Origin of the sequence: Rathayibacter sp. Leaf296, from assembly GCF_001423045.1 — a bacterium.
GTDB classification, from domain to species: domain Bacteria; phylum Actinomycetota; class Actinomycetes; order Actinomycetales; family Microbacteriaceae; genus Rathayibacter; species Rathayibacter caricis.
The window spans coordinates 2,150,989-2,168,839 of the sequence record NZ_LMNR01000001.1; the positions used below are offsets into that span (position 1 = coordinate 2,150,989).

Below are 17,851 nucleotides of genomic sequence, written 5' to 3' on the forward strand. Positions count from 1 at the left end.
CCAGAGAAGGGTGGTGCGGGAGGGAGGGTCGGTGCGCGGCGGTCAGCGCACGGCGGCCGCGAGGCTGCGGGTGCCGAGGATCACGAGGGCGGCGTCGTCCTGCGGAGGATGCACGCGCGAGGCGAGCACGTCGCGCAGGTGCCGCTCGAGCGGGTGGTGCCGGGTGAGGCCCGGATTGCCGAGGGCGGCGACCGCGGTCTCGACCGCCGTCACCGCGGACCTGGTGGCGAGGAGCTTGCCGGCGAGGACGCGCTCCGCGGCCTGCGGGTCCCCCGCGTCGACGCGGGCGGCGAGCGAGAGGAGCACCTCCTCCGCCTGCACGAGCTGCGCCTGGATCTCCCCGGCGACGGAGCGGATCCGCTCGGTGGTCGCGATGGGCCGCCCGAGCGACGTGGGCACCCGCTCATTCGCGAAGCGCACGAAGAAGCTCTGCGCGGCGCGGCCGACTCCGACGTAGAGCGCGGCGACCGCGAGGCCGAAGCCGCCGGCAGCCCCCGCCTCGGGAGGCAGCTGCGAGCGCGGTGTTCCGCGGAAGTGCTCGAGCGGGATCCGCACGCGGTCGTAGACGACGTCGTGGGTGCTGGAGGCGCGCTGGCCGAGGTGGTCCCAGGTCCGCTCGATCCTGACGCCGACGGCGTCGCCGGGCACGATCGCGTGGCCGAGCTCCGGCTCCCCCGACGGACCCTGCGGGTCGACCGCCCAGACGAGGTGGTACGCCAGGCCCTCGGAGCCGGTGGCGAAGCCCTTGCGCCCCTCCAGCACCCAGTGGTCGCCGTCGCGGCGGATCGTGGTGGCGGGCAGTCCGCCGCGGGCCGGCGCGCCCCACTCCGGCTCGGCCCGCACCGCGTTCAGCAGCACGGGGCGCTCACGCGAGTCGTCGAGGACCGAGCGGTAGAGCTCCTCCGGCCAGATCCCGGAGCGGTCCTGCGCCGCGTGCTGCAGCGCGGTCATCGCCGAGATGAGCGCGACGGCCGGGTCGCCGGCGCCCAGCGCGCCGAACACGCGTACCAGGTCGACGGTGGAGGCGGGGGTGCCGCCGTAGCGGGTGCCGACGGCGAGGGTCAGCAGTCCTGCGTCGTGGACGGCCCGGATCCCCTCCCACGGGAACTCGGCGGTGCGGTCGTAGTGCTCGGCCGTCTCGGCGAGGCGCGCGGTGACGCGGGCGAGGGCGCGGTCCGACAGGTCCGGCGTGTCGAGCAGGGGCGCGGTCAGGAGGGTCATGCGGACACCTCCGCGAGCTCGCGCTCTGCCTCGAGCGGCGGCTGCGCGACGACCTCGCCGCGGCGCCCGGTGGCGTCGCGGTGCGCGAGCTCCTGCCGGACGAGCGGGATGAGGTAGCGGCCGTAGTCGATCGCGTCGTCGAGGTTGTCGTACCCGCGGATCGAGATCAGGTCGGCGCCCAGGTCGACGTAGTCGAGGATCGCCGCCGCGACCGTCTCGGGCGTGCCGACGAGCGCCGTCGAGGCGCCCTGCGCTCCGGTGGCCGTCGCGGTCGGGGTCCAGAGCGCGCGGTCGTGCAGATCCCTGCGCTTCGCGATGTCGAGCAGCCGCTGGGACCCCACGTTCGCCGGGCCCGCGGCGCCGGGAGTCTGAACCCACAGCCCCTTCTCGCCCGTGCGCTGCGTCCCGGTCGTCGCCGAGCGCCCCTGCAGGATCCCGAGGATGCGGTGCGCCTTCTCCCAGGCGAGCTCCTCCGTCGGCGCGATGATCGGTCGGAACGTGACCCACGTGCGCGGCGCGTCCGCGCGACCGGCCGCGAGGGCCGCGTCCGCGATCCGGTCGATCTGCTGCTGCGTGTCGGCCAGGGGCTCGCCCCACAGGCCGAAGACGTCGGCGAGAGCCCCGCCCTGCCGGTAGGCCTCCTCGCTCGATCCGCCGACCGAGACCGGGATGTCCCCGCGCACCGGGCGCACCCGGGAGACGAAGTCGTCGAACCGGTAGTAGCGGCCGTCGTGGTCGAACGGCTCGGTCGCCGACCAGACGCGGCGCAGGATCCGGATGTACTCCTCCTGACGCGCGTAGCGCTCCGCCTTCCCGAGGCGGTCGCCCTCGCGGGCCTGCTCGTGGTCGCTCCCGCCGGCGATGAGGTGCACGACGGCGCGGCCGCCCGACAGCTGGTCGAGGGTGGCGAGCGCCTTCGCCGCGACGGTCGGGTACACCGTGTTCGGGCGCAGGGCCACGATCGGCTTCAGGTGCTCGGTGTACTGCGTCAGTGCCGCGGCGATCGTGAACGGGTCGTGCCCGGCCGAGCCGTACGGGACGAGGGTGTAGTCGAAGCCGCCGTCCTCGAGGATCCGGGAGTAACGGCGGAGGTGGGCGATGTCGATGGCGCTCTCGGTGAGGCCGTTGACCTCGTTCGAGCGGTTGACGTTGATGGCGGAGATGAACTCGACGACCACGGTGGGTCCTTTCGGAGGGTGCCTGCGGGCACGGCGGAGAGACCTCGCTGCGGAGGCCGGAGGCGCCCGGGAGCGGGGCGCGGAGGAGGTCGGGCCGGACCAGGGGTCGCGGCTCGACGGGTGCGACGGAGCGAGCGCGCGAGGCGCCGCGCGTCCGACGGAGCGGCTGGAGCGGAACGCCCGCGGGCGCGTCAGCAGCGGAGCGTCAGACGGAGGGCGGACAGGAACATCCGCGCACCGGCGCGAAGGTGTTCCCGTCCTGGCGCATTCGCGCGGGTATCGCTCCGTCGACTCCGCGGGGCGTCGCTCGGCGGGCGCCGAGGGGCGCGGCCGGAGCGAGGGCACGGGAGGAGGTCATGGGCTCGACGCTACGGGGAGCCGTGTCGGGGCGTCCAACGATGATTCCGGATGCGTTCCGATCGGCACTCCCGATCGTTGGTAACTTCCCGACTTGTTCGCGTGCGCCCGGCGTGGGAGCCCTCACGCGCGGGCCTCGGCGGGCACCGGCGTCGGTCTCGAGCGGACCGCTCCGAAGACCTCGGCGAGCGCCGCGAGCGCGGTCTCCTCGATGTCCGGGGCCAGGCCGCGGCGCGAGACGAGCCGGAGGTTGACCGATCCGAGCGCGGGCAGATCGCGGCGCACCTCGAGGCCCTCTGCAACCGCGCCCGTGTGCGCAGTGGGCAGGGCGGCGACTCCGATGCCGGCGCGGGCCGCGGCGATCACGCCCTCGAGCCCGGCCGACTCGGCGACCACGTGCACCTCGTGCCCGAACGCTCCGAGCTGCTGGAGGGCCCTCCGGCGCATCCCGCAGGGTTCGGAGTAGGCGACGAGTGGCAGGGGGACGCCCTCGGGGGCCTCCCATCCGGGCGCTGCGTACCAGTCCAGCGGCAGCGTGGCCACCTGGCGGCCCGGGAGGTCGCCGCCGACTCCGAGGATCAGCGCGAGGTCCACGACTCCGCGGGCCACCGCCCCCGCCAGCTGGGTCGAGCGGTCGAGCGTGAAGCTCACCGGGCGGTCGTCGAACGCGCGGCGCAGCGTCCCGAGCAGGCTCGGGAGCAGCTGCTCCGCGGCAGGCTCGGTGAGCCCCAGCGCGAGCGGGTTCTCGGTCGCGGCGTCGAGCGTCTCGAGCGCGTCGTCGTGAACGGCGAGGATCCGCCGGGCCTGCACGAGCAGTCGCTCGCCGGCCGGGGTGAAGCGCGCCTTCCGCCCGGCCTTCTCGATGAAGGTCCGCTCGAGGCGCCGCTCGAGCGTGCGCACGTGCTGCGACACCGTCGGCTGGCTGATGTGCAGGGCGACCGCCGCGCGGCCGAAGCCGCCGCAGTCGGCGATCGCCACGAGCGTGCGCAGGTGGACGATGTCGAGGGTCTCCGGCATGCTGCGAGGCTAGACAGGCGCTCGCCGCGGAGCGACCCGGAGCGCAACACGGCGACACGGCGACGCCCTCCCCCGCGAGGCCGGAACCGAGCGGAGAAGGGCGTGCGGGGTCGGTCAGTGCGCGAGCACTTGCTCCCCGGTCGGGGCCGCCGCCACGACGGAGCGACGTTGGAAGAGCAGCACCGACAGCACGGCGCCGAGCGCGAAGAAGCCGGCGCCCCATCCGTACGCCACGGCGTAGCTCTGCACCGCGGCCTCGGCGGCGACCGCCGCGGTGACCGGGGAGTTCGCGGCCAGGTAGTCGGTGACCGCGGTGGCGGCGAGCGTGTTCAGCAGCGCGGTGCCGATCGATCCGCCGACCTGCTGGCTCGTGTTGACCATCGCCGAGGCGACGCCGGCGAAGCGTGGATCGACGCCGCGCGTCGCCGTCTGCATCGACCCGGGCATGATCGAGCCCATGGCGGACCCGAGCACCATCAGCGCCGGCAGCACGTCGGCGGCGTAGGCGCTGTCGAGGTCCAGGCGGGTGAGCAGCAGCATGCCGACCACTCCGAGCACCATGCCGAACGGCACCATGATCTTCGGGCCGAAGCGCGGCAGCAGCAGGTTGGTCGAGAGCTGGGCGGCGAGGACGAGCATGCCGATCATCGGGAGGAACGACAGCCCGGTGCGGATCGGCGAGTAGCCCAGCGAGACCTGCAGGTAGTAGGTGACGAAGAGGAAGATGCCGAACATGCCGGCGCCCGCGATCAGCACCGAGAGGTAGGCGGCGCCGCGGTCGCGGTCGAGCACGATCGGCAGCGGCAGGAGCGGGTGCTCGGTCGTGCGCTGGCGCTGCACGAAGGCGGCCAGCAGCACCACCGCCACGGCGAGGGGCACCCACGTCATCGGCGAGTCCCAGCCGTCGGTCTCGGCGTTCGCGAAGCCGAAGACCAGTCCGAACAGCGCACCCGAGACCAGCAGGGTGCCGGGCACGTCGAGGCGGGGCCGCGGACCGGTGCGGTCGATCGGCGGCACGAAGACGATCGCGCCGATCACGGCGACGACCGCGATGACGACGTTGATGTAGAGGTTCCAGCGCCAGTCGAAGCTCTCCGTGAGCACTCCGCCCAGGAGGAGTCCGACCGCGCCGCCCGCGCCGGCGATCGCACCGAAGACGCCGAACGCGCGCGCCCGCTCCTTCGGCACGGTGAAGGTCGTCGTGAGCACCGCGAGAGCGGTGGGAGCGAGGAGCGCGCCGAACACGCCCTGCAGCGCGCGGGCCGCGATGAGCAGCTCGAACGTGCCGGCGGCCCCGCCGAGAGCGGAGGCGATCGCGAAGCCGATCAGGCCGATCACGAACGTCCGCTTGCGCCCGAGCAGGTCCGAGAGGCGGCCGCCGAGCAGGAGGAGGCTGCCGAAGGCGAGCGAGTAGGCGGTGACGACCCACTGGCGGTCGCCGTCCGAGAAGCCGAGGTCGGCCTGCGCGGCGGGGAGGGCGATGTTCACGACGGTCGAGTCGAGGACGACCATCAGCTGGGCGAGGCCGACGGCCACGAGGGTCCACCAGCGGCGGTTCGAGGGGGCCGCGGCCGCGGAGGCGGCGGGCACCGGCAGGGAGGAGGTCTGCGTCATGAGGGAGAACATATACGAGACTGCACGGTTCCGATACTGAGAAGTCTCGAAACTCCGCGGTCTCGGAATCTCAGGAGGGCTCGACTACTCTGGACGCCGTGGACCGCCTCCCGGACGGCTCCTCCGGCACCAGACAGGAGACGCTGCGATGACGCCGCCCCCTCCCCCCTCGCTCGACTCCGAGGCCCCCGCCCGCCCCGGTCGCCGCCGCGATCCGAGCCGCGACGGCGAGATCCTCGCAGCCGCCCTCGACGTGCTCGCCGAGACCGGGTACGACGGCATGACGATCGACATGGTCGCCGCCCGCGCCCGCGCCGGCAAGGCGACGCTCTACCGCCGCTGGGACTCCAAGGCCGAGCTCGTCGTCGACGCGCTCGCCTGCCTCAAGGGCGCCGACCTCGCCCCGGACCGCCTCCCCGACACCGGCACCCTGCGCGGCGACCTCGTCGCCCTCATCCGGCCGCAGACCATCGAGGACGCCGAGCGCAAGCTCCGGATCATGGCCGGCGTCGTCGCCATGATCTCGAAGTCGCCCGAGCTCTCGGACGCCGTCCGCGCCGCGATCATCGAACCGCGGGCCGAGGCGAACCGCATCCTGATGCGCCGGGCGATCGATCGCGGCGAGATCCCCTCGGACGTCGACGTCGAGACCCTCTCGCTCGTCACGCCTTCGATGGTCGCCTACCGCGTCCTGCTGCTGCGCATCCCGGTCGACCGCGCGTTCCTCCTGTCGCTGATCGACGGGATCGTGCTGCCGGCCGTGGGGCTGAGGAGCTAGGCCTCGACCAGGGCGGCGAGCTGGGCCGCGACCGTCCCCCAACCCTCCGCGAAGCCGAGGCGCTCGTGCTCGTCGCGCGTCGCTGGGTCCTTGTGCATCACGTGCGCCCGGTACAGCGTGCCGTCGGGGTGGTCCTCGAGCGTCACCACCGCCGTGATGAAGGGCGTGGCGGACGGGCGCCAGCCCTCGACCAGGGCGGTCGTGAACACGAGCCGCTCTTCCGGATCCACGGCGAGATAGCAGCCGGAGAGGTGCGGTGCGAACTCCCCGCCGTCGCTCATCGAGGTCTCCAGCCCGCCGCCCGGCCGCACGTCCATCGCGTCGACGCGGCACCGCATCGGGGCCGGGATCCACCACTGCGCGAACAGCTCGGGGGTGGTCCACGCCGCCCAGACCGACGAGCGCGGGGCGCGGATCACGCGAGCGATCTCGAGGTCGAGATCGGGGTCGAAGGCGGTCATGGTGCTGTCCTCTCGTCGGACGGTCGCGGCGTCGTCGGACGGCGGCGCTCGGGGTCGGCGTGCTCGGGGTCGGCGCGCTCGGGGTCGGCGTGCCCGGGGTCGGCGCGCTCGGGGTCGGCGCGCTCGGGGTCGGCGTGCCCGGAGGCCGTCCGCTCGAGGCGGTCGGTGCGCTGCTCCCACTCCGAGCGCTGCTCGGCGAGCCAGTCCTCCACCGCGGCGGAGGCCGCCGGATCGAGTCGGCAGGTGCGCACGCGCCCCTGCTTCGCGGTGCGGATCCAGCCGCCCTGCTCGAGCACGCGCAGGTGCTTGAGGAACGAGGTGAGCGCCATCGGGAAGGGCTCCGCCAGCTCGCCGACCGTCGCGGGGCCCGAGCGGAGGCGGCGCAGGACCGCCCGCCGCGTGGGGTCCGCGAGCGCCCGGAACGCCGTGTCGAGCACGTCGCCATGGTGAGCCATGAGGCTCAGTATGGCACCGGCGGCACGAGAGGGGCCGTCGACCCTCCTAAAATCGGAGCCATGTCGAAAGTGTTGAGCAGTCTGCCCGTGGGCGAGCGTGTCGGAATCGCATTCTCGGGAGGCCTCGACACATCCGTCGCTGTCGCCTGGATGCGCGAGAAGGGCGCGGTGCCCTGCACCTACACCGCCGACATCGGCCAGTACGACGAGCCCGACATCGAGAGCGTCCCGTCGCGCGCCGCGCAGTACGGCGCCGAGATCTCGCGCCTCGTCGACGCGAAGAGCGCCCTCGTCGAGGAGGGCCTCGTCGCCCTCCAGTGCGGCGCGTTCCACATCCGCTCCGGCGGCAAGACCTACTTCAACACCACCCCGCTGGGCCGCGCGGTCACCGGCACCCTGCTGGTGCGCGCGATGCGCGAGGACGGCGTCGACATCTGGGGCGACGGCTCCACCTACAAGGGCAACGACATCGAGCGGTTCTACCGCTACGGCCTGCTCGCGAACCCCCGTCTGCGCATCTACAAGCCGTGGCTCGACGTGCAGTTCGTCAACGAGCTCGGCGGCCGCACCGAGATGTCGGAGTGGCTCGTCGCCCGCGGCTTCCCGTACCGCGACGCCACCGAGAAGGCCTACAGCACCGACGCGAACATCTGGGGCGCCACCCACGAGGCCAAGCGCCTCGAGGAGCTGAGCTCGGGCATCGAGCTCGTCGAGCCGATCATGGGAGTCGCCTCCTGGCGCGACGAGGTCGAGATCGCCTCCGAGGTCGTCACGGTGCGCTTCGAGGCCGGCCGCCCCGTCGCGATCAACGGCACCGAGTTCTCGGACCCGGTGGCGCTCGTGCTCGAGGCCAACGCCATCGGCGGACGGCACGGCCTGGGCAACTCGGACCAGATCGAGAACCGCATCATCGAGGCGAAGAGCCGCGGCATCTACGAGGCCCCGGGCATGGCCCTCCTCCACCTCGCCTACGAGCGCCTGCTCAACGCGATCCACAACGAGGACACCATCGCGCAGTACCACTCCGAGGGCCGCCGCCTGGGTCGCCTGATGTACGAGGGACGCTGGCTCGACCCGCAGTCGCTCATGCTGCGCGAGTCGATCCAGCGCTGGGTCGGCTCCGCCGTCACCGGCGAGGTCACCGTGCGCCTGCGCCGCGGCGACGACTACACGATCCTCGACACCACCGGACCCGCGCTGAGCTACCACCCCGACAAGCTCTCGATGGAGCGCGTCGGCGACGCCGCCTTCGGTCCCGAGGACCGCATCGGCCAGCTGACCATGCGCAACCTCGACATCGCCGACTCGCGCTCGCGCCTCGAGCAGTACGCCGCCGCGGGTCTCGTGGGAGGCCCGACCGCCGAGCTCGTCGGCCACCTCGAGATCGGCGAGGGCGAGGCCATCACCGAGGGCGGCGGCTCGGCCGCGGCCGATGCCCTCGGTCGCGCGACCGACCTCGCCTCGGAGGGCGCGGCGTTCGACGCCGGCACCGACTGACGCGACTCCGCACGGCGGGAACCCCCTGGCGCCTCTCCGGAGCGCGTCGGGGGGTTCCTCCGTTCCAGGGCTGTCGCGAGGCGCCCCGGGTTCAGGCGGCGGGGCCGCGCACCAGAGCGAGCGCCGCGTCCACCGTCGCCACCGATTGAGCGGAGTCGATCCGGGCGAGCACCAGCGCGGCGACCAGCAGCGACACGAGCACGTCGGCCTGGCCCGAGCGCCGAGCGGAGGCGGCGTGCGGCCAGCGCGCGTCGGCCCCCGCGCGCATCGCCCGCAGCAGCTCCGCCCGGTAGTCCGCGATCACCTCGCGCACCGCCTCGTCCCGCGCGATCGGCGCACCCGCGGCGTTGAGCAGGAGGCAGCCGCTGCGAGCGGAGATCGTCCGCGCATCGCTCAGGGCGGATCGGAGCCCCGCGAAGTATCCCTCCAGCGCGTCCGGAGCGACGACGTCGGCCCGCAACGGCGCGAGGCGTGGTCGCACCACCTCGTCGAGGTAGCTCTGCACGGCCGCATCGAAGAGCCCGCGCTTGCTGCCGAACGCGTGGTAGAGGCTGGAGCGGCGCAGCCCGGTCGCCGCCTCGAGCTCGGGGACGGACGCCTCCTCGAAGCCGCGCTCCCAGAACACCGATCGCGCGGCGCGCACGACCTCGTCGGTGTCGAACCCCTGCGTGCGTCCCACGGAAGCCCTCTTTCTGTATCGGTCGTTCCATTATGCACCGTGCAGGCCTATAGTGGATCGAACGTTACACAATCAGGAGGTCCCGTCGTGATCGTCATCGGACTCGTGCTCGCGGCCCTCGCCGCTCTGCTGCACGTCTACATCTTCGTGCTGGAGTCGCTGCTCTGGACGACCCCGCGCGCCCGCTCCACCTTCGGCACCTCCGAGGACGAAGCGCGCGCCACGAAGGAGCTCGCCTTCAACCAGGGCTTCTACAACCTGTTCCTCGCGATCACGACGATCGTCGGCCTGGTCGTCCTCGCGTCCGGAGCGACCGCCGTCGGCGCCGCTCTCGTCTTCACCGGCACGGGCTCGATGGTCGCCGCGGCGCTCGTCCTCCTCCTCTCCTCCCCCGCCAAGCGCCGCTCGGCGCTCACCCAGATGGCACCCGGCCTGCTCGCGATCCTCGTGCTCGCGATCGGCCTCGCCGCTTGACCCCGCCGCCCGCGCCCGACCTCCTCCGGAAGGCTCCATGACCACCGCCACCAGCACCCAGATCCAGCTCGTCCGCCGTCCCGAGGGCTGGCCCGTCGCCGACGACTTCCGCACCGTCCAGGTGTCGTACGACGAGCCGGCCGCCGGCGAGATCCGAGTCGAGAACGCCTTCGTCTCGGTCGACCCGTACATGCGCGGCCGGATGAACGACGTGAAGAGCTACACGCCGCCCTACGCCCTCGGCGAGACCATGACCGGAGGCGCGATCGGCCGGGTCAGCGTCTCCTCCGATCCCGCGTTCCCGGTGGGCGCGGTCGTGCTCCACCAGCTCGGCTGGCGCGACGTCGTCCAGGCCCCCTCCTCCGCCTTCCGCGTCGTCGCCGAGGTGCCCGGCGCCGCCCTCTCGCTGCGGCTCGGGATCCTCGGCATGACCGGCCTCACCGCGTTCGTCGGACTGACCGCGATCGCCGGGATGAAGCAGGGCGACACCGTCTTCGTCTCGGGCGCCGCGGGAGCCGTCGGCTCGGCCGCCGGGCAGATCGCCCGCCTCCTCGGAGCGGGCCGGGTCGTCGGCTCGGCCGGGTCCGCCGAGAAGGTCGCGCTCCTCACCGGGAAGTACGGCTACGACGCCGCCTTCGACTACCACGCCGGCCCCGTGCGGGAGCAGCTCGCTGCGGTCGCCCCCGACGGCATCGACGTCTACTTCGACAACGTCGGCGGAGATCACCTCGAGGCCGCTCTCGACGCCTTCCGCGACGGCGGTCGCGCCGCGCTCTGCGGAGCGATCGCGGGCTACAACAGCACCGACAGGCCGGCCGGGCCCGACAACATGGCGAACATCATCACCCGGGGGCTCACCCTCCGCGGATTCACGCTGTCGGGATACCTCGACCGTGCGCCGGAGTTCGACCGGCTGATGTCCGGCTGGTTCCAGGAGGGACGGATCGCCTACGACGAGACGGTCGTGGACGGGATCGAGAACAGCGTCGAGGCGTTCCTCTCGATGATGCGCGGCGGCAACACGGGGAAGATGGTCGTCCGCGTCTGACACCGCGACCGGGACGCGCTGTCGCGGGGATGCCGCGGCGCGGCGGCGGTGGCAGACTCGGCGCATGTCGTCCCTGCTCAGCCGTCCGAGCGCCGCGGCGCTCGCGCTCCCCGTGCTCCTGGCCTCCGTGCTCCTGGTCGCCGGATGCGCGGGGCGAGCCGACGTGGCGGCGTCGCGGACCCCGCTCCCGACGCCGGTGAGCGCCTCGCCGACCCTGTCGCCGACTCCGTCTCCTGAGGTCACCGCGACGTCCGCTCCCAGCGCGAGCCCCGCGCCGGCCGAGACGGTCCCCGAGGCGGTTCCCTCGGACTCGGCGCCGGCGACGGCCGTCCCCGCCGAGCCGGTCCCTGCGCCGGTACCGGCTGCGGTCGAGCGCTGCCACGGCGGCGACCTCGCTCTCGAGTACGTCCCGGACCCGGAGGCGTCCGGCGCGGGCAGCAGCGCCTTCGACCTCGTCTTCACCAACGTCTCCGCCGCGCCGTGCGCGCTGGCCGGTACCCCGGGCGTGTACCCCACCGACGCCGACGGTGTGCGCATCGGAGCGGTCGCCTCGTCGTTCGGACCGAATCCGGCCGAGCCCTTCACAGTGCAGCCGGGCGGCCGCGCCGACGTCCGCGTGCTCTGGCACTCGCCGGGCGCCTACGGCTGCCCCTCCGCCCGGTCGAGCCGGATCGTCGCTGAGGTCGTGGACGATGCGGACCCCGCGGTCGCCGCGCCGGCGGAGATCGAGGTCTGCACCGACGGCACGGTGATGCTCGAGGCGTCGACCTACACCCTCCTCGGCTGACGCTCCGGGAGCCGGCGACGACGTCGCCGCCCCGCCCTGCTGCTTCCGGAGCCGCTCCGCGACCCCTTGACCGGGACTCCGCGACCCGCGACTCTCACTAGCACGCTCGCTCCCCATCACCTGGAGGTCCCCATGAAGGTCGGCTCGCTCGTTCTCCGTCTCGCCGTCGGCGGTCTGTTCGTCGGACACGGACTGCAGAAGCTCCGCGGCTCGTTCGGCGGTCCGGGTCTGGAGGGCACCTCCCAGATGATGGAGAGCCTCGAGATGCACCCGCCCCGCCGGAACGCGCTCGCGGCCGCGGTCACCGAGACGGCCGGTGGCGCCGCCCTGGCCCTCGGAGCGGCCACTCCGCTCGCCGCGGCCGGCCTCGTCGCGACCATGGTCACGGCCGTCCGCAAGGTGCACTGGAGCAACGGGCTCTGGAACGCGGGCGGCGGGTGGGAGTTCAACGGCCTGCTCGTCGCGGCGACGGCGGCGATCGTCGCCGACGGTCCGGGCCCGCTGTCCTTCGACGCGCTGGTCGGGAAGAAGAAGTGGGGTGCCGGATGGGCGCTGTTCGCGCTCGTCGCGGGCGCCGCCGCCTCCACGGCCGCGATCGAGGCGGGACGCCGCGCCGTCGGCACCTCGGATGAGCCCGGTGCGACGAGCGACTCGTCCACCACTCCCGACTCGCCGACCTCGGCGGCCGACGGCACCGCCTGAACCGGCCTCGCCCGGCGACGGGCGGTAGCGTCGGAGCCGTGACCGATCCGCTGCCGCCCGCCGCCACCCCTCCGTCCCGCTCGGTCGACGTCGACGCCTGGCAGCGCGCCGCCGACCGTCTGCACGCCGACGGCGACGACGTCGTCGAGCGGATGCGCGTGCTCGCCGCCCGGTATCCCGGGACGGACGGCCGAGGCCGCTTCGAGCTGGCCGGCGCCCTCGACAGCGCCGGCCACGAGGCGGAGGCCGCCGCCGAGTACGAGGAGGCGCTCACCCTCGGTCTCGACGACGAGCAGAAGGCGCAGCTGAGCATCCAGTACGCCTCGACGCTGCGGAACCTCGGACGCCACGACGAGGCCGTCGCCGTGCTGAGCGCGGCCGCGCCGCACCCGTCCGTGGGAGCCGCCCGCGAGGTGTTCCTCGCGCTCGCTCTGCACAGCGCAGGCCGACCCGAGGAGGCGCTCCGCACCGCCCTCGAGGCGCTCGTGCCGACGCTGCCCCGCTACCGCCGCTCGGTCTCCGCGTACGCGGCGGCGCTGACGGACTGATCCGTCACTCCTCCTGATCCGCACTCCTCCTGATCAGTCACTCCCCCTGATCCGTCACTCCTGGAGCAGCGCGTCGATCTGGCCCATCGCCTGCCGCATGCCCTCCTCCATCCCCATCTGCACCATCTGCTCGAGCTGCTCGAGGGACCCGAACGACGAGCGGACCGTCATCCGGGTCCGTCCGCCCGCCTCCTCGAGGGTGACGACCGCATGGGTCGTCCCGTACGAGTCGTCCGGATTCCCCTCGTCGTCGGCGAAGCCGTCGTCGAACTCGAAGCGCACCGGCTCGTCGACCGCGGTCACGAGCCACCAGCCGCGTGCCTTCTCGCCATCGGGCCCGGTCATCACGTAGCTGCTCCGGCTTCCGACGACGGCGTCGTGCCGCTCGAACGTCGCGGGCCAGGTCGGCGGCCCCCACCAGCGCTCGAGCTGGCGGGGGTCGGACCAGATCCGCCAGACGCGGTCGATGCCGGCGTCGAACTCGGCGGTGAGGGTCAGGGTCAGGTTCTCGACGTCCTTCACGGACTCCAGCACGGTCATCGTGCGCTCCTTCTGCTCGGTTCTCCGGACGGTTGCGGATCCTCCTCGGCGAGGAGATCGGCGATGCGGTCGGCACGTCCGCGCCACAGCTCCTCGTAGGCGTCGAGGAGACGGGCCGCCGTACGCAGGCCCGCCACCTCCCCCCGGACGAGCTGCTCTCTGCCCCGACGGCGCTTGCTCACGAGCGACGCGCGCTCGAGCACGGCCACGTGCTTCTGAACGGCGGCGAACGACATCTCGTACCGCGAGGCGAGCGCCGTGACGGACTGCTCGCCCTGCAGCACTCGCGCGACGATGTCGCGCCGCGTACTGTCGGCGAGCGCCCGGAACAGCCGGTCCACCTCGCTGTCGCTTCCCACATCTACAACCATAGGGTTGTAGATTATCTCAGTCGTTCCGCCGAGGGAAGGGTCGAGTCCTCCGCTCCGGCACCGGACCGGTCACGGGAGGGCCGCGGCCGACACGAGCCTCCGCGACGTGCTCTCGAGGACCCAGTCCGGCACGGAGCGCGCCGAGAACAACGACTCGTAGAGCAGCGCCATCGAGTAGCCGGGGTCGAGCCTCCTGGCCTCGGCCAGGTGGGCCGCGGCGAGCGAGGCCGCTCCGCGTGCCCACCAGCACCACGCCAGCACGGTCAGCACCGGCGCACGGGCCTCCACGGGCGCGAGGGCCGCCGTCCGCGCGAGTGCTCGGGTCGCGAGCGCGAGCCGCTCGGGATCCGGCCCCGGACCCACGCCCATCAGGAGCTCCGCCTCGGCCACCTCGTCAGCGCCCGGGAGTCGCAGGGCGTCGTGCCGCTCGACGAGCGCCTCCATCGTCTCGCCCGTGAGCGCCTGCTCCCTCTGCTGGCGGATCATCCTCAGCAGCGCCGGCTCCGCCTCGACCGGCCCGAGGGCGATCTGCAAGGTCAGCTGGTCGCGCAGCGGAGGCGACTGGAGGATCTGCACGATGCGTCCCTCCCGTCGCGCGACCGACGGACCTGTCAGCCAGCGCTCGATGATCGGAGTGAGACCGGCGATCCCTCCCGCCGGGCCCAGTGCGAGGACCGCGGAGACCACGGCGCGATCGTCCTCCTCGACCACCGGCAGCACGGCCTGCTCCGCCACATCGAGCGGCTCGTCCGCGACCGCGCGCGAGAACAGGCCCGATTCGCTGCCGTGGATCTCCTCGAGCGGACGCGGCGAGCGCCGCTCGGCCGCGATCGTGTAGCGGCCCCAGCCGTCGGCGGCGATGCAGGCGACTCCGACGATGCCGTGCCGCGTGCGCTCGAGCCGCCGGACCACCGCTCGTCCCAGGGCCGCGAGCGGGATGCCGCGCTCCTCGGCGTAGCTCCGCTCCGAATGGACGACGGCGAGCACCGCATCGGCCTCGGGCACCGCCGTCATCGCCGAGACGCAGGCCCCGGCGAGGGCGGCGGTCTCGGACTCCCCGAGCCGCTCCGGCAGCGGGACCCGGAAGCCTCCGACCGCGCGCCGTCCGAGGAACGGCACGATGACGAGCGAGTTCCTCGGGTGCACGCCGACGAGGGACGGGATCACCGCCAGGAGGTCGGCGAAGCCCGGGGCGCGGATGAGCTCGGGGCCGGGAGACGGGTCGAGGGGGACGGTGGTGCGGTCGTGATCTGCCATGCGCCCCACCGTCCTCCCCTGCGGATCACCGCACAGGCCGACGAGGAGGATCCGTGGACAGCGGCCGCGATGCCCGCCCTGGGGAGGAGACACCTGACGCCCCAGGCACTGGTGCGAACCGCCGGTGCGTCGTACGGTGCTCGCACCACGGGCCCGGCGCCGGGCCCGGAGAGCGGAGGAGCAGCGCCATGGACATGAAGCTCGAACTCGTCCCGGTCCCGGTCACCGACGTCGACCGCGCCAAGGACTTCTACACGGACGTCATCGGCTTCGTCGCCGATCACGACGTCGTGGTGCACGAGGGGCTGAGGTTCGTCCAGCTCACGCCGCCCGGGTCGGCCTGCTCGATCGTCCTGGGCATCGGCATCACCGAGATGGCCCCCGGGTCGCAGAAGGGCCTCCAGATGGTCGTCGCCGATGCGGTCGCGGCGCGCGAGGAACTCCTCTCCCGGGGAGCGCCGGTCTCGGACATCGACTCTCAGCCCTGGGGCGAGTTCGTCCACTTCGCCGACCCCGACGGCAACACCTGGGCTCTGCAGCAGATCGTCATCCCCGGCTGAGGGACCGGGCCCGGCCGCGGCTCAGAACTCGATGCGGTCGAGCTCCCGCCCGAGGTACGGCGCCAGCGTCCGAGCGTAGGTCTCGGTCAGGTGCCCCATGTCGCGGTACACCTTCACTCCGCCGATCACGAACGGGCAGATCTCCGCGTCGCAGAAGTACCGGGTGAGGTCGACCGCGTTCGCCCCCTCCCAGCCCTCGGCAGCGGCAGCCATCAGCTCCCGCTCGGCGAACGCCTCGTCGGTCGGGACCCCGCAGGTGTCGGCGGTGCCCGGGCGCTCGCTGCACGCCAGATCGTGCACCGTCTCGACGACCGGGTTGTCGCGGATCGCGACGACCTCCGTCCCGCGGGCGATCAGGGGAGCCCACGACTGGCGGAACCCGTCGATGCCCGCCTGCTCGTCGGGCTCGCCGGACGAGTCGATGAACACCGACTTCTTCGCGGAGTACGCCGTGACCATCAGGTCGTAGGGCTCCTGCGCCGCCAGCTCCTCCTGCAGCTTCTCGACCCACGTCGCGCACGACGAGCGGGACACGGACGAGTCGTCGCGGCGCGACGCGGTCGTGAAGACGCAGCCCGTCTTGTAGTAGGTGTGCAGATCCCAGCCGCGCTCCTCCGCGACCCCGCGCAGCGCCGGGAAGAACGACGCGGCGTGCGAGTTCCCGATCAGCAGGACCCGGCGGCCGTCGGGATCGCCGAACCGGCACTCCTTCAGCTCGACGCCCGCGTTGTTGGTGCTGCACTCCCTCGTGTTGATCTCGGAGCCGTCCTCGGACGCGTCGAAGGAGGGGACGCTCGTCGTCCAGGAGCGGGTCTGCTCGCAGGCCGACGCGTTCTCGACCGCCGCGGCACCGAAGCAGCCGTCGGTGGAGGCGGGGATCGCGCTCGCGCGGGCGAGATCGGCGCTGATCGCTGCGTTCGTGGCCGCGATCGCCCCTCCGCCGCCGAGCACAGCGACCAGCATCATGGCCGTCGGAGCGAGTGCCCGCCAGCGCGACCCGGTCGGGGCCCGCCGATGCAGCGGATCCTCGAGGAAGTGCTTGGACAGGGTGGCCAGCACCACCGCCGCCGCCACGATGGACAGCCCGGCGAGCAGCCCGGGCTCCTGCCCGGAGATCTCCTCCCAGAACACGAGCAGCGGCCAGTGCCACAGGTAGAGCCCGTAGCTGACGCCGCCGAGCCAGACCAGCGGTCGCAGGGCGAGCAGCCGCGCGACGCCGAAGGTCGGAGCGGGGCCCGTCCCCGCGATCAGCACGAGGACCGCCGAGAAGGTCGGCCAGAGGGCGGCCACTCCCGGGAACGCGCTCGACACCTGCAGGACGATGCCGCACGAGATCACGCCGAGGAGGCCCAGCCACCCCGCGACCACCCGGATCGCCGTCGGCAGGGTCCGCCCGGTCAGCACGAGAGCACTGAGCGATCCGAGGCCGAACTCCCACGTGCGCGCGAGCACGCTGTAGTAGGCCGACGGCTGGTCCCGCTCCACCAGCAGCACGGAGTAGGCGAAGGAGACGATGCTCACGACGGCGACCACGACGAGCAGCACCCGGAGCAGCTCCACCCGACGCCGCAGGACGACGACGATCGCCGTCGCGGCGAACGCGAGGAGCAGCCACACCAGGTAGAACTGCCCCTGCACCGACATCGCCCAGAAGTTCTGCACCGGCGAGTGGAAGTTGTCCTGCGCGAGGTAGTCCACTCCTGCTCGGTCCAGGACCACGTTCTCGACGTAGAGCGCCGACCCGAGCACCTCGGTGAAGGTCTGCTTCAACTGGGAGGGGCGCAGGAGGAACGGGCTCACCGCGGCGACCACAACGAGCACCACGGCCGCCGCGGGGAAGAGCCGCGAGGCGAGCCTCGAGACGAACACGACGGGGCGGACGCGCCCGTAGCGGCGGACCTGCCCCATCAGCGTCACCGTGGTCAGGAACCCGGCGACGACGAAGAAGACGTCGACGCCTCCCGAGACCCGGCCCAGCCAGATGTGGAACGACGCGACCAGAAGAGAGGCGACGGCGCGCAGACCCTCGATCTCGGGCCGGTAGCCCGCGGAGTCGGACTTCTTCGAGACCGCGGGGGCCGACCGACCGCCGGGCGTCGCTCGGTCCGAGGGAGGGGCGATCGACATAGGCGGGAGGATCCTTCGAATGGCGGAGGGGCGGGGCGGGCCGCAGCGTCCGGCGTTCGGTCGCCGGGGCGGATTCGTTCCCGTTCGGGACATCCGTGTCCGAAGAAGGGGCTGGAGCCGTGACTCGACGTCGTTCGCGGACAATCTAGCGGGGGTCCTCCGCTAGCACAAAGTCGAAGG

Annotated in this window: 19 protein-coding genes; 8 read left to right on the forward strand and 11 right to left on the reverse strand. The window is 72.9% G+C overall.

Features of this window, described 5'->3' with window-relative positions:
• Nucleotides 1–42: 42 nt before the first annotated feature.
• From ASF46_RS10020 to ASF46_RS10035, 4 genes are all read right to left on the reverse strand, one after another.
• A complete protein-coding gene (locus ASF46_RS10020) occupies nucleotides 43–1,221 on the reverse strand; it encodes an acyl-CoA dehydrogenase family protein (protein WP_056867329.1) in 1,179 nt (392 codons plus the stop codon).
• Nucleotides 1,218–2,399 carry an LLM class flavin-dependent oxidoreductase gene (locus ASF46_RS10025; RefSeq protein WP_056867330.1) on the reverse strand — a complete coding sequence of 394 codons (1,182 nt, stop codon included), beginning with the start codon at nucleotides 2,397–2,399 and terminating at the stop codon, nucleotides 1,218–1,220. The genes ASF46_RS10020 and ASF46_RS10025 overlap by 4 nt, the downstream gene beginning before the upstream one ends.
• Before the next feature lie 480 nt (nucleotides 2,400–2,879).
• Nucleotides 2,880–3,773: a LysR family transcriptional regulator gene (locus tag ASF46_RS10030; RefSeq protein ID WP_056867331.1), complete on the reverse strand. Its 894-nt coding sequence runs from the start codon at nucleotides 3,771–3,773 to the stop codon at nucleotides 2,880–2,882.
• A 114-nt stretch (nucleotides 3,774–3,887) separates the two neighbouring features.
• On the reverse strand, nucleotides 3,888–5,387 hold the full coding sequence (locus ASF46_RS10035; RefSeq protein WP_056867548.1) for an MFS transporter: 1,500 nt from the start codon (nucleotides 5,385–5,387) through the stop codon (nucleotides 3,888–3,890).
• Nucleotides 5,388–5,535: 148 nt separating this feature from the next.
• Here ASF46_RS10035 and ASF46_RS10040 point away from each other — a divergent pair, with 148 nt between their 5' ends.
• Entirely contained in the window at nucleotides 5,536–6,165 is a 630-nt protein-coding gene (locus ASF46_RS10040) for a TetR/AcrR family transcriptional regulator (RefSeq protein ID WP_056867332.1), read from the forward strand.
• Here the strand turns inward: ASF46_RS10040 and ASF46_RS10045 are convergent.
• On the reverse strand, nucleotides 6,162–6,626 hold the full coding sequence (locus ASF46_RS10045) for an SRPBCC family protein (protein ID WP_056867333.1): 465 nt from the start codon (nucleotides 6,624–6,626) through the stop codon (nucleotides 6,162–6,164). The genes ASF46_RS10040 and ASF46_RS10045 overlap by 4 nt on opposite strands.
• On the reverse strand, nucleotides 6,623–7,081 hold the full coding sequence (locus tag ASF46_RS10050) for an ArsR/SmtB family transcription factor (protein WP_082485343.1): 459 nt from the start codon (nucleotides 7,079–7,081) through the stop codon (nucleotides 6,623–6,625). Before ASF46_RS10050 ends, ASF46_RS10045 begins: the two co-directional genes overlap by 4 nt.
• 60 nt (nucleotides 7,082–7,141) lie before the next feature.
• Between ASF46_RS10050 and argG the strand changes: the two genes are divergently transcribed.
• Nucleotides 7,142–8,578 (forward strand): argininosuccinate synthase, encoded by a 1,437-nt coding sequence (gene argG, locus ASF46_RS10055; protein ID WP_056867334.1) that lies wholly within the window; start codon nucleotides 7,142–7,144, stop codon nucleotides 8,576–8,578.
• A gap of 91 nt (nucleotides 8,579–8,669) precedes the next feature.
• On the opposite strand, the gene ASF46_RS10060 is transcribed toward argG, so the two are convergent.
• Nucleotides 8,670–9,257: a TetR/AcrR family transcriptional regulator gene (locus ASF46_RS10060; RefSeq protein ID WP_056867335.1), complete on the reverse strand. Its 588-nt coding sequence runs from the start codon at nucleotides 9,255–9,257 to the stop codon at nucleotides 8,670–8,672.
• 87 nt (nucleotides 9,258–9,344) lie between these two features.
• Here ASF46_RS10060 and ASF46_RS10065 point away from each other — a divergent pair, with 87 nt between their 5' ends.
• From ASF46_RS10065 to ASF46_RS10085, 5 genes are all read left to right on the forward strand, one after another.
• Complete coding sequence (locus ASF46_RS10065; protein WP_056867336.1) at nucleotides 9,345–9,731, forward strand: DUF1304 domain-containing protein; 387 nt, start codon at nucleotides 9,345–9,347, stop codon at nucleotides 9,729–9,731.
• A gap of 37 nt (nucleotides 9,732–9,768) precedes the next feature.
• Nucleotides 9,769–10,779, forward strand: coding sequence for an NADP-dependent oxidoreductase (locus tag ASF46_RS10070; protein WP_056867337.1), 1,011 nt, complete (start codon nucleotides 9,769–9,771; stop codon nucleotides 10,777–10,779).
• A gap of 64 nt (nucleotides 10,780–10,843) precedes the next feature.
• Complete coding sequence (locus tag ASF46_RS10075) at nucleotides 10,844–11,566, forward strand: DUF4232 domain-containing protein (protein WP_056867338.1); 723 nt, start codon at nucleotides 10,844–10,846, stop codon at nucleotides 11,564–11,566.
• A 132-nt stretch (nucleotides 11,567–11,698) separates the two neighbouring features.
• A complete protein-coding gene (locus ASF46_RS10080) occupies nucleotides 11,699–12,268 on the forward strand; it encodes a DoxX family protein (protein ID WP_082485344.1) in 570 nt (189 codons plus the stop codon).
• Between the two features lie 38 nt (nucleotides 12,269–12,306).
• The gene (locus tag ASF46_RS10085; RefSeq protein WP_235576895.1) at nucleotides 12,307–12,816 is read left to right on the forward strand and encodes a tetratricopeptide repeat protein; all 510 of its coding nucleotides are present in this window, start codon (nucleotides 12,307–12,309) and stop codon (nucleotides 12,814–12,816) included.
• 54 nt (nucleotides 12,817–12,870) lie between these two features.
• Here ASF46_RS10085 and ASF46_RS10090 read toward each other — a convergent pair whose 3' ends face one another.
• The 3 genes from ASF46_RS10090 to ASF46_RS10100 all read right to left on the reverse strand — a co-directional run bounded on the left by ASF46_RS10090 (nucleotide 12,871) and on the right by ASF46_RS10100 (nucleotide 14,984).
• Nucleotides 12,871–13,356 carry an SRPBCC family protein gene (locus ASF46_RS10090; protein WP_056867339.1) on the reverse strand — a complete coding sequence of 162 codons (486 nt, stop codon included), beginning with the start codon at nucleotides 13,354–13,356 and terminating at the stop codon, nucleotides 12,871–12,873.
• Nucleotides 13,353–13,727 carry an ArsR/SmtB family transcription factor gene (locus ASF46_RS10095; RefSeq protein WP_056867340.1) on the reverse strand — a complete coding sequence of 125 codons (375 nt, stop codon included), beginning with the start codon at nucleotides 13,725–13,727 and terminating at the stop codon, nucleotides 13,353–13,355. Before ASF46_RS10095 ends, ASF46_RS10090 begins: the two co-directional genes overlap by 4 nt.
• Nucleotides 13,728–13,796: 69 nt before the next feature.
• Entirely contained in the window at nucleotides 13,797–14,984 is a 1,188-nt protein-coding gene (locus tag ASF46_RS10100; RefSeq protein WP_056867341.1) for a DUF4192 family protein, read from the reverse strand.
• Nucleotides 14,985–15,172: 188 nt separating this feature from the next.
• Between ASF46_RS10100 and ASF46_RS10105 the strand changes: the two genes are divergently transcribed.
• Nucleotides 15,173–15,544 (forward strand): VOC family protein, encoded by a 372-nt coding sequence (locus ASF46_RS10105; protein WP_056867342.1) that lies wholly within the window; start codon nucleotides 15,173–15,175, stop codon nucleotides 15,542–15,544.
• 21 nt (nucleotides 15,545–15,565) lie between these two features.
• On the opposite strand, the gene ASF46_RS10110 is transcribed toward ASF46_RS10105, so the two are convergent.
• Nucleotides 15,566–17,671: an acyltransferase family protein gene (locus tag ASF46_RS10110; protein ID WP_056867343.1), complete on the reverse strand. Its 2,106-nt coding sequence runs from the start codon at nucleotides 17,669–17,671 to the stop codon at nucleotides 15,566–15,568.
• Nucleotides 17,672–17,851: the final 180 nt, after the last annotated feature.

What these genes read in the sequence shown, in the direction of transcription:
- ASF46_RS10020 (WP_056867329.1), bottom strand. Translation starts at nt 1,221, where the DNA reads ATGACCCTCCTGACCGCGCCCCTGCTCGACACGCCGGACCTGTCGGAC.
- ASF46_RS10045 (WP_056867333.1), bottom strand. Translation starts at nt 6,626, where the DNA reads ATGACCGCCTTCGACCCCGATCTCGACCTCGAGATCGCTCGCGTGATC.
- ASF46_RS10105 (WP_056867342.1), top strand. Translation starts at nt 15,173, where the DNA reads ATGGACATGAAGCTCGAACTCGTCCCGGTCCCGGTCACCGACGTCGAC.
- ASF46_RS10075 (WP_056867338.1), top strand. Translation starts at nt 10,844, where the DNA reads ATGTCGTCCCTGCTCAGCCGTCCGAGCGCCGCGGCGCTCGCGCTCCCC.
- ASF46_RS10100 (WP_056867341.1), bottom strand. Translation starts at nt 14,984, where the DNA reads ATGGCAGATCACGACCGCACCACCGTCCCCCTCGACCCGTCTCCCGGC.
- ASF46_RS10090 (WP_056867339.1), bottom strand. Translation starts at nt 13,356, where the DNA reads ATGACCGTGCTGGAGTCCGTGAAGGACGTCGAGAACCTGACCCTGACC.
- ASF46_RS10080 (WP_082485344.1), top strand. Translation starts at nt 11,699, where the DNA reads ATGAAGGTCGGCTCGCTCGTTCTCCGTCTCGCCGTCGGCGGTCTGTTC.
- argG (WP_056867334.1), top strand. Translation starts at nt 7,142, where the DNA reads ATGTCGAAAGTGTTGAGCAGTCTGCCCGTGGGCGAGCGTGTCGGAATC.
- ASF46_RS10030 (WP_056867331.1), bottom strand. Translation starts at nt 3,773, where the DNA reads ATGCCGGAGACCCTCGACATCGTCCACCTGCGCACGCTCGTGGCGATC.
- ASF46_RS10040 (WP_056867332.1), top strand. Translation starts at nt 5,536, where the DNA reads ATGACGCCGCCCCCTCCCCCCTCGCTCGACTCCGAGGCCCCCGCCCGC.
- ASF46_RS10035 (WP_056867548.1), bottom strand. Translation starts at nt 5,387, where the DNA reads ATGACGCAGACCTCCTCCCTGCCGGTGCCCGCCGCCTCCGCGGCCGCG.
- ASF46_RS10095 (WP_056867340.1), bottom strand. Translation starts at nt 13,727, where the DNA reads ATGGTTGTAGATGTGGGAAGCGACAGCGAGGTGGACCGGCTGTTCCGG.
- ASF46_RS10110 (WP_056867343.1), bottom strand. Translation starts at nt 17,671, where the DNA reads ATGTCGATCGCCCCTCCCTCGGACCGAGCGACGCCCGGCGGTCGGTCG.
- ASF46_RS10050 (WP_082485343.1), bottom strand. Translation starts at nt 7,081, where the DNA reads ATGGCTCACCATGGCGACGTGCTCGACACGGCGTTCCGGGCGCTCGCG.
- ASF46_RS10070 (WP_056867337.1), top strand. Translation starts at nt 9,769, where the DNA reads ATGACCACCGCCACCAGCACCCAGATCCAGCTCGTCCGCCGTCCCGAG.